Source organism: Nocardia amamiensis NBRC 102102 (assembly GCF_001612745.1).
GTDB lineage: Bacteria > Actinomycetota > Actinomycetes > Mycobacteriales > Mycobacteriaceae > Nocardia > Nocardia amamiensis.
On record NZ_BDBA01000176.1, the window covers coordinates 20,384 to 29,279 of the forward strand.

General features: G+C 69.9%; 8 protein-coding genes. 2 read left to right on the plus strand and 6 right to left on the minus strand.

Annotated elements, in window-relative coordinates; translation table 11 throughout:
• Positions 1 to 65 precede the first annotated feature (65 nt).
• The 3 genes from NA4_RS28125 to NA4_RS28135 all read right to left on the minus strand — a co-directional run bounded on the left by NA4_RS28125 (position 66) and on the right by NA4_RS28135 (position 3,126).
• Complete coding sequence (locus NA4_RS28125) at positions 66 to 389, minus strand: WhiB family transcriptional regulator (protein ID WP_084497503.1); 324 nt, start codon at positions 387 to 389, stop codon at positions 66 to 68.
• 138 nt (positions 390 to 527) lie between these two features.
• Entirely contained in the window at positions 528 to 866 is a 339-nt protein-coding gene (locus tag NA4_RS28130; RefSeq protein ID WP_067476567.1) for a hypothetical protein, read from the minus strand.
• Between the two features lie 109 nt (positions 867 to 975).
• Positions 976 to 3,126, minus strand: coding sequence for an ATP-dependent DNA helicase UvrD2 (locus tag NA4_RS28135; RefSeq protein ID WP_067476609.1), 2,151 nt, complete (start codon positions 3,124 to 3,126; stop codon positions 976 to 978).
• A 348-nt stretch (positions 3,127 to 3,474) separates the two neighbouring features.
• On the opposite strand from NA4_RS28135, the gene NA4_RS28140 reads away from it, so the two are divergent.
• The gene (locus NA4_RS28140; protein ID WP_157129354.1) at positions 3,475 to 3,705 is read left to right on the plus strand and encodes a mycoredoxin; all 231 of its coding nucleotides are present in this window, start codon (positions 3,475 to 3,477) and stop codon (positions 3,703 to 3,705) included.
• An 86-nt stretch (positions 3,706 to 3,791) separates the two neighbouring features.
• On the opposite strand, the gene nudC is transcribed toward NA4_RS28140, so the two are convergent.
• Positions 3,792 to 4,697 carry an NAD(+) diphosphatase gene (nudC, locus tag NA4_RS28145; protein ID WP_067476579.1) on the minus strand — a complete coding sequence of 302 codons (906 nt, stop codon included), beginning with the start codon at positions 4,695 to 4,697 and terminating at the stop codon, positions 3,792 to 3,794.
• A gap of 47 nt (positions 4,698 to 4,744) precedes the next feature.
• Positions 4,745 to 5,800: a potassium channel family protein gene (locus NA4_RS28150; RefSeq protein WP_067476583.1), complete on the minus strand. Its 1,056-nt coding sequence runs from the start codon at positions 5,798 to 5,800 to the stop codon at positions 4,745 to 4,747.
• 258 nt (positions 5,801 to 6,058) lie between these two features.
• Here NA4_RS28150 and NA4_RS28155 point away from each other — a divergent pair, with 258 nt between their 5' ends.
• The gene (locus NA4_RS28155; protein ID WP_067476591.1) at positions 6,059 to 6,472 is read left to right on the plus strand and encodes a DoxX family protein; all 414 of its coding nucleotides are present in this window, start codon (positions 6,059 to 6,061) and stop codon (positions 6,470 to 6,472) included.
• Here NA4_RS28155 and NA4_RS42865 read toward each other — a convergent pair.
• On the minus strand, positions 6,429 to 8,896 hold a 2,468-nt coding region (locus tag NA4_RS42865), incomplete at its 5' end, for a 3'-5' exonuclease (RefSeq protein WP_245671625.1). The two genes, NA4_RS28155 and NA4_RS42865, sit on opposite strands and share 44 nt — an antisense overlap.

Genomic DNA, 8,896 nt, shown 5'->3' on the forward strand with positions numbered 1-8,896 from the left:
GCCCGTGCCGGGACCGACCGAATCGAGCACATCGACCGGAGGGAGGGAAGTCGTCACTCCCCGGCTCATGCCGGGACCGCGACCTTGCGCGGACGACCACGCGGGCGCTTGCGGGCGATCACGACACCCTGGTCGAAGATCTCACCGCCCCAAACACCCCATGGCTCACGCCGATCCATGGCCGCGCTCAGGCAGCCCTTGCGGATCGGGCAGGTCGCGCACAGCGCCTTGGCCTGCTCCAACTGGACCGGGCTCTCGGCGAACCAGAGATCCGGGTCGCCGGCACGGCATGGCAGGACCTTGGTGGACTCCTGGGGACGAGTAGTCGACGCCACGGTTCGGCATGTCACGTCAGTAGCGGCTTGTGGCCAACCCTGTGCGGTGAACACGTCGTTCTCCTTCAGCTCGTTTGCAGCGGTTCGTTTCGTTGTCCGCGAAACCGGTGCCTGGTGGCTGAAGGGCCGGAGAAGATTGGCCACGGTTTCGCTGTCGTGCGATCCGTGGCCAGGAGGTCGGGGAGGAGTTCCCTACCTAGGTCGACATCTGTGTCGAGTCCTGTTCACGGTCGCTGGGTGTGCGGTGCGGAGGCGTGCTGCCCGCGGATCCGCCGGCTCGAAGCCGAACTCGTCCGCGACGACGCCGACTGCTGCCTCGGCAGCCGTCGGGTGCCAACCCGCGCTGGGCTTGTCCTGCTTTTCGGTGCGAATGGATGCGGGCATGACGGCCGAATTCACTTTCGTGCCGGCCATGCCGCATACACCGATTCCGGACAGACCGATCCCCTGCAAAGCGAGGATCCCCCGGGAGGCCGCCATGGGCGCATAGACCGCAACGCCATTGGCGTCGACGCTCATCATGTAGTCCATTGCTCTGCCTCCCTCCTGTACTCGTTGTCGGTAACTGTGCGCGCCGAGATGACCTCCCGGTGCGTGAAATCCACCATAGGCAAGATCGTCGACGGCGACAACCTATTTTCTACCTGCGGTTTTGTGATATGGATCGGATCCGGGACGCGACGATCGCGAGCACGTCCGCGCCGAACTGGTCGATCTTCTTCGCGCCGATGCCCGCGATCGAGGCCAGCGCGGCGTCGTCGGCGGGCAGTTGTTCGGCGATCGCGGTGAGCGTGGTGTCGGTGAACACGACGAATTCGCGCACGCGCAATGCCTCTGCCTTCTCCGCACGCCAGTCCCGCAACGCGGCAAGCAGTTCCGCGTCCAGCTCGGCCGGGCAGCGGCGGCATCGGCCGAGCATGGTCGGGTACGTGCCGATCAGCGGTTTGGCGCAGACCCGGCAAGTCGGCCGGGCTTCTTTCGACGCGGGGGCGGCCGGTGCCGCGATTCGCGAGGCGGGCGAGTCGTCGGGGACGAGGCCATTGAGGAACCGGGAGCGCCGCCGAGTGCGCCTGCCACCCTCGTTCCTGGCCAGCGCCCAGGACAGCCGTAGCTGCTCCCGCGCCCGGGTGACCCCGACGTAGAGTAGCCGCCGCTCCTCCTCCAGCGCGGCCTGATCGGCCACCGAGCCGTCGTCGGCGAGGACATGCTGGATCGGCAGGGTGCCGTCGGAGAGGCCGACGAGGAATACCGCGTCCCACTCCAGCCCCTTGGCGGCGTGTAGGGAGGCCAGCGTGACGCCCTGCACCGTGGGTGGATGCCTGGCCTCGGCGCGGGCGGCGAGTTCGCGCAGCAGCCCGGTCAGGTCGAGACGATCGTCGTGGCCGAGCAGTTCCTCGGTCAGGCGCACCAAGGCGACCAGGGACGACCAGCGCTCCCTGGCCTGAGCGCCCGCGGGCTCGGTGGCGGTGAGGCCCAGCGGCGCGAGCACCGCGCGAACCAGCGAGACCAGGGCTCTACCGCTGCGCGCCTGATCGGGTAGATCCTCGCGGGACGCGGCCTGACGCAGTGCCTGCACGGCCTGCTTGACCTCGGTGCGCGCGAAGAAACCCTCGCCGCCGCGCACCTGGTAGGGGATGCCGCGCTCGGTGAGCGCCTGCTCGTAGCTCTCCGACTGGGCGTTGATGCGATAGAGCACCGCGATCTCCGCGGCGGGCGTGCCCGCCGCGATGAGCCGCGCGATCGCCTCGGCCACCGCCGCCGCCTCGGCGGGAACGTCGTCGTACTCGGCGAACGCGGGCTCGGGTCCGTCGGGCCGCTGACCGATCAGGAGCAGCCTGGTGCCCGCGATGCGACCGCGAGCCGCGCCGATCACCCGGTTGGCCAGCGACACCACCTGCGGAGTCGAGCGATAGTCGCGTTCCAGTCGCAGCACCGTCGCTTCGGGGTATCGGCGGGAGAAATCGAGCAGGTAGTTCGGCGTGGCGCCGGTGAACGAATAGATCGTCTGATTGGCGTCGCCCACCACGGTGATGTCGTCGCGGTCGCCGAGCCAGGCGTCGAGCACCCGCTGCTGCAGTGGCGTGACGTCCTGGTATTCGTCGACGACGAAACTGCGGTAGCGGCCGCGGAATTCGTCGGCCACCGCCGGATAGTCCTCCAGCGCGGCCGCCGTGTGCAGCAACAGGTCGTCGAAGTCCAGCAGCAGCCCGTCCGGCGTGGCCTTGAGTTTCTCGTAGCCCGCGTACACGTCGGCGACGCGCATGGCGTCGTAGGGCGTCTCCCGCCTGCGCTCGGTGACCGCCGCCGTGTAATCCTCCGGAGCAATGAGCGAGGCCTTCGCCCACTCGATTTCGCTCAGCAGGTCGCGAACGCTATCGGTGGAAGTGGACAATCCGGCCCGGTTGACCGCCTGCGCCACGATCGGGAACTTGGCGTCGATCAATCGCCACGGCACGTCGCCGACGATCTGCGGCCAGAAGTACTTCAGCTGCCGCAACGCCGCCGCGTGGAACGTCCGCGCCTGCACCTTGGTGGCCTCGCCGCCGAGGCCGAGCGCACGCAACCTGGTCCGCAGCTCCCCCGCCGCCCGCGCGGTGAAGGTCACCGCGAGCACCTGATCGGCCTTGACCTGCCCCTGCGCGACCAGATGCGCGATGCGGTAGGTGATGGTTCTGGTCTTGCCCGTGCCCGCGCCCGCGAGCACGCACACCGGACCGCGCGGCGCGCGCACGGCGGCGGCCTGCTCGGGATCGAGGTCGGCGAGGTCGAGTGCGGGCACGCGGTCCATCATGACAGCGCCCACCGACACCGGCCGTGCCGCGCCCAGCCGAAGACCGCGGGACATTCAGGCCATCGCGGACGCGACCCGACGTCCGACCAGCCGACACCGCTCGCGGCGGGACAATCCGGCGGCGAGCCGGACCCGCCGACGTGTGGCACACGCTACGGTCGGATCGCTCGGGCGACAGAGTTCGACGGCGCTGCCGAGCCGCACACGATGCGCAGGCAGTTCGGCGAGCAGCCACCACCGCCGCGGTCAGGGTGCCGGCGTGGACCACCGGGAGAATGTTCGAGGTGGAACAGTGCGAGGTGCTTCAGTGTTGCATCATCCGTGACTGACGCGAACCCCACTCTGACGATGTACTCGACCACCTGGTGCGGCTACTGCCGCAGGCTGAAGAAGCAGCTGGAAGAGGCCGGTATCAGCTATGTCGAGATCGACATCGAACAAGATCCGGCGTCGGCCGAGTTCGTCGGCAGCGTCAACGGGGGCAACCACGTCGTGCCCACCGTGAAGTTCGCCGATGGTTCCACCGCGACCAACCCGTCCCTGGCGGCCGTCAAGCAGACCCTCGCCGGTCTGTCCTGATCACCGCTGCGTGCGGGCCGGTTCCCGATTCAGCGAGCGAACAACCCTGGATCGGGCCGGAGCCGAGGGGTGGCAAGAGCGTGCGCTCAGTCGATCGCAGCCCAGGATTCCACGATGGTGCGCGCGATGGAGATCGAACCCGGCAGCAACAGCCGCGCACCCTCGCCGCGCGCCGACCAGTCGCCCATCGCCAGTGCTTCGCGCACCTCGGCGCGGGTGAACCAGTCGGCCTCGGCGATTTCGCCGTCGGAGAAGGTCAGCGGCTGTCCGGGATCGGCGACGGCGGCGAAGCCGAGCATCAATGAGCGCGGGAACGGCCATGGCTGGCTGCCCAGGTAGCTGATCTCGCGCACGTCCAGGCCGACCTCCTCGCGCATCTCGCGCTCGACGCAGCGCTCCAGCGACTCGCCCGCCTCGACGAACCCGGCCAACAGGGAGAACAGCGACTTCGGCCAGCTCTGCTGGCGCGCGAGCAGCACTCGATCGCCGCCGTCGTGGATCAGGCAGATCACCGCGGGGTCGATACGGGGGAACTCCTCGTAACCGCTCTCGGTGACGCGCGACCACCCGGCCTTGGACGCGATGGTCACCGTGCCGTCCGCGCCGTTGAACCCGGCCTTGTCGTGCCAGTTCAGCAGCGCGAACGCGGTGGAGAGCAAGCCGGCGGTGCGGTCGTCGATACTGCCGCCCGCGAGCGCGCGCAGATCGGTGAGCGTGCCCTCCAACTCCGGATCGCGGACCGCCCACAGGTGGATGCCGTCCTCGACGCCGAGGAACACCGCGGCCGGGCTCGGCTCCGCGGACAGCTCGAGCGCGGCGTCCAAGACCAGCACGCCATCGTCGAAGCGCACCTGTCCGCGCCGGTTGATCCGCAAGAGTTTCGCCTCGCCCCAGCCCTCCTTCAGGGCCTGGGCGTCGCCCCGGATCTCCTCCGCGCGATCGATGACGGAGCGGGACAGCAGCGGAACACCATTGAGCTGAAAAGCGGGCACGGTTCGAGACTATCGCGCCCGAGTAACCGCCCGGCCCGCCGCCGGTGTCACTTGCTCGCCCGGCGGATGTACAGCAGCTTGTCGCCCGCCTCGATTGCGTCCACCTGGGGATCACCGACGCGGACCAATACGCCGTCGCGCACCACGCCGAGCACGATATCGCTGAGATGCCGTGGCGATCCGCCGATCTCGGCGGGCTCGACCTCGCGTTCGGCGACGGCGAACCCCTCCTGGGGCGTGAGCAGGTCCTCCATCATCTCCACCACCGTCGGCGTGGTCGTGGCGATGCCGAGCAACCGGCCCGCGGTCTCCGAGGACACCACCACCGAGTCCGCCCCCGACTGCCGCACCAGGTGGATGTTCTCCGCCTCGCGCACCGCGACCACGATCTTGGCCGCCTTGTTCAGCTCGCGGGCGGTCAGGGTGACCAGCACGGCGGTGTCGTCGCGGTTGGTGGCTACCACGACCGACGCGGCGTTCTGCACGCTCGCCAGCCGCAGCACGTCGGACCGGGTGGCCGAGCCGTGCACCGTGACCAGCCCGGCGTTCGCGGCCGCCTCCAAGGCGACGACGTCGGTGTCGACCACGACGATGTCGGCGGCCTTCACGCCGTCGCCGAGCATGGCGTCGATCGCGGTCCTCCCCTTCGTGCCGTATCCGATGACCACGGTGTGATTACGCACGCTGTGCCTCCATCGCTGGATCTTGAAAGCTTGCCGGGAGCGTTCCGTCAGCACACTGAGGGTGGTTCCGACGAGGACGATGAGGAACAGGATGCGCAGCGGCGTGACGATGACGATGTTCGCCAGCCGCGCCTCGGGCGAAACGGGGTGGATGTCGCCGTATCCCGTAGTCGACAGCGACACCGTGGCGTAGTAGAAGGCGTCCAGGAACGACAGCTCGTTGCCCGAATTGTCGTGGTATCCCTCGCGACCGACATAGACCACGACCGCGGCCAGGAACAGCAGCGATGCCGCGAACAGCACCCGCCTGGTCAGCGAAATCCACGGGCTGGTCTGCACTTCCGGGATACGCAGCACCCCGACCAGTGCGAAGTGGGGGCGGCTGGCCAACCCGAGGCCACGTGCTCGATCACCGAACACCGGACACCTGTGCTCGTTGTGCACCTATGGCGCTGCGCGTTCGCGGCCCACTTGTGGCTCGCGTCCGAGCGACTGCCGCCGGCGACTGCGTCGCGAACGCGGCGGCCGCTCTGCTCGTGTCGGTCATCTCCGGTATCACCTGTCCCTCCGGCACAGCACGCGAGCCTACCCGTGTTTGCCCGGCCGCAGCGGCGCCGGTCCCGCGCCGCACGGCTACCTGGTCTCGACAGCAACACCCCGGAATGCAAGGGTGCCCGCATGGCAGAAAACACCCTGACACCCGCGCGCGACACCGGGCGGCGCCCCGCGCTCGCCTTGGCCGCCCTGCTGTTCGGCAGCGGGGTGCTGCATTTCGTGTGGCCCAAGCCCTTCGACTCGATCGTGCCGCGCGTCCTGCCCGGACGTGCCCGCGACTACACCTACGCCTCCGGCGCGGCCGAACTCGGCGTCGCCGCCGCGCTCGCGATCCCGCGGACCCGCGGCTTCGGCGGACGCCTGGCCGCGCTGCTGTTCATCGCGGTGTTCCCGGCCAACGTCCAGTTCGCCGCGGACATGCTGGCGAGCGAGAAGGCGCCGCAGCTGGTCAAGATCGGCTCGGTGCTGCGGCTTCCGCTGCAGATCCCGCTGATCACCCGGTCGCTGGCGGTGAGTCGACGGGCGCGGCGTTCCTGATCAGCTCGGCCAGTTCGGCCGGACCGGCCAGCGTGGCCGGCGCGATGGTGCGTCCGGTGCGCACGTAGTGGAACGCGGCGCCGATTCGCGGCAGCATCTCCTGTTCGGAGCGGCCCTCGCGCGCGGCCGTCAACCGCGCCCAGGCCAAGCGATAGACCGCCAGCTGCATGGCGACCGCGGGTTCCTCGGCGGGGCCCGGCTCGGCGCCGGTCTTCCAGTCGACCACGATCCAGCGGCCGCCCGGTTCGGCGAACACCGCATCCATGCGCCCGCGGATCACGGTGCCCGCGATCGAGGTCTCGAATGGGATCTCGACCTCGATCGGGCTGCGGTCGGCCCACGGCGAGTTCAGGAACGCCTCCTGCATCGCGGTCAGCTCGGCGTCCAATCCGCTGTCGGCCGCGCTGTCGGCGGCGCCCGGCAGTTCATCCATGCCCAGTAGCCGGGTGGCACTGAACCACCGCTGCACCCAGGCGTGGAATGCGGTGCCGCGGCGGGCCAGCGGATTCGGCGGGTAGGGCAGCGGGCGGCGCAGTCGCGCGGCGAGTTTCGCCGGGTCGGCGCGGAGCTCGACCAGCGCCGTAGCCGCGATCTGGCCGGGCAGCTCGACCGCCTCCTCGGCGGCCACGGCGGCCTGATGCTCGGCCAGCAGGGCGTCGACGTCGGCGGCCCAGCCTTCGGGATCGTCCGGGTCCGGCACGCGATGTGCCTGTTCGAGCGGGTAGGCATCCTCCGGCGGAGGCGGCGCGAAGCCGGTGGCGAAGGCGGGCTCGTCAGCCGACAGGTACTCCTCGACCGGGTCCGGCGCGGGTCCGTAATAGGGCTCCAGATCCGCGTACGGGTCGTCGTATTCGATTGCGGTGTAATCGAAATCGGGTGGGTCGGCAAACTCGTCCGGGGGGAACTCGTCGTCAGGCGGGTAGTAGCCAGGGGCGTGGATCGTGTCCTCGTCTGCGACCCGACCCTCGGTAGCGGACGAATCCGCCACCTCGTCGGCGAGTGATTCGGTGCGGCGGTCGTCCCCACCGCGAACGGATTCCGCGATTCGGCCCTGCCCACCATCAAGCGATTCCGCAACACGGTCGCTTCCGCCGCGAACGGATTCCGTGACGCGGCCCTCCCGATCAAGCGATTCCGCGACGCCGTCTGCCCCGCGAACGGATTCGCGGATGCGGTCGCTCTCGCCACCAGACGATTCCGCGGCGAGGTCCTCTCGACCGCCGAGCGATTCCGCGACGCGGCCCGCCCGACCGGCGAGCGATTCCGTGACGCGGCGGTCGGCGTCCGGGCCGCGGTGTGCGGCGGTTGGGTGCGCGCGAAGATCGGCGAGGGCGGCGCGGACCATCGCGGCGCCCTGTTCGATGGGGTCGCGGCGGGTGCTGAGGGGGTCTCGGGGCCATTCGGCGGTGGCGGGGTTGTCGGTGAAGGGGTTGACGGCGTCGGGCGCGGGTGGGTCGTCCCACCGGTCGATCGCCAGGACGTCGTGCGCCGGGCTGCCGGGGTCCTCGTTCGCGCGCTTCAACTCCAGCAGGAAATCCGAAGGACCCTTCGGGGAGCTGCCGGTCTCCGCCCAGTGGTGCGACGAAACCAGCAGCACCCGTTCGGTTCTGGTGAGCGCGACGTAGAACAGGCGGCGTTCCTCATCGATCCGGCGGCGCTCCAGTGCCTCCTTGTGTGCCTTGATCGCGCGGTCGAGGTCGGCGCGGTCGTACAGGTCGCCGAGATCGAGCACCGGAACGCCTTCGGCCGCGTCGTCCTGTCTGCGGTCGCCGCGCAAGGACGTGGGCAGCTCGGCGAGCGCGCCCAGCCAGGTGCCGGAACCGACCTTGGACGGGAACACGCCCTCCACCACGTGCGGGACCGCGACGATCTCCCATTCCAGGCCCTTCGCGGCATGCACGGTCAGCACCTGTACCCGGTCCTTGGCGACCTCCACCTCCCCTGGTTCCAGCCCGTTCTCCACCTCCTCGGCGGCGGCGAGGAACGCAAGAAGGCCGCCGAGGGAGGCGCCGGTGTCCGCGGCGTACCCGGCCACCACCTCGGCGAACGCGTCCAAGTGTTCGCGTCCGGCACCCGTCCCCGCCATCGCTCGCCGCGTCTGGGTCTCCACACCCACCCCGATGGTGCGCTCGACGTCGGCCACCAATTCCGCCAACGGCTGGCCGCTGCGTTCGCGCAACGCGGCCAGCTCCCGGCCCAGCGCCTCGATGCGGGCCGCACCAGTTTCCGAATAGTGCTCCGCCGGACCGGGATCGGCGATCGCGTCGGCCAGACCGGCTTGTTCCGCCGGTTCCGGCGCCACCTCGCGCAGCGCTTCCTCGAGCGCGGCGCGGTCGGCAATGTCGGCCGCGATATCGGAGCCGGGACGGCGGATCGACAAGTCCCTGGCCCGGCGGGCGAGCGCGGCGATGTCGGCGACGCCGA

Bases quoted from the DNA above. Each gene is read 5' to 3' on its own strand.
- NA4_RS28135 (WP_067476609.1), bottom strand. From the start codon at position 3,126: ATGATGGACCGCGTGCCCGCACTCGACCTCGCCGACCTCGATCCCGAG.
- NA4_RS28130 (WP_067476567.1), bottom strand. From the start codon at position 866: ATGGACTACATGATGAGCGTCGACGCCAATGGCGTTGCGGTCTATGCG.
- NA4_RS28140 (WP_157129354.1), top strand. From the start codon at position 3,475: ATGTACTCGACCACCTGGTGCGGCTACTGCCGCAGGCTGAAGAAGCAG.
- NA4_RS28155 (WP_067476591.1), top strand. From the start codon at position 6,059: ATGGCAGAAAACACCCTGACACCCGCGCGCGACACCGGGCGGCGCCCC.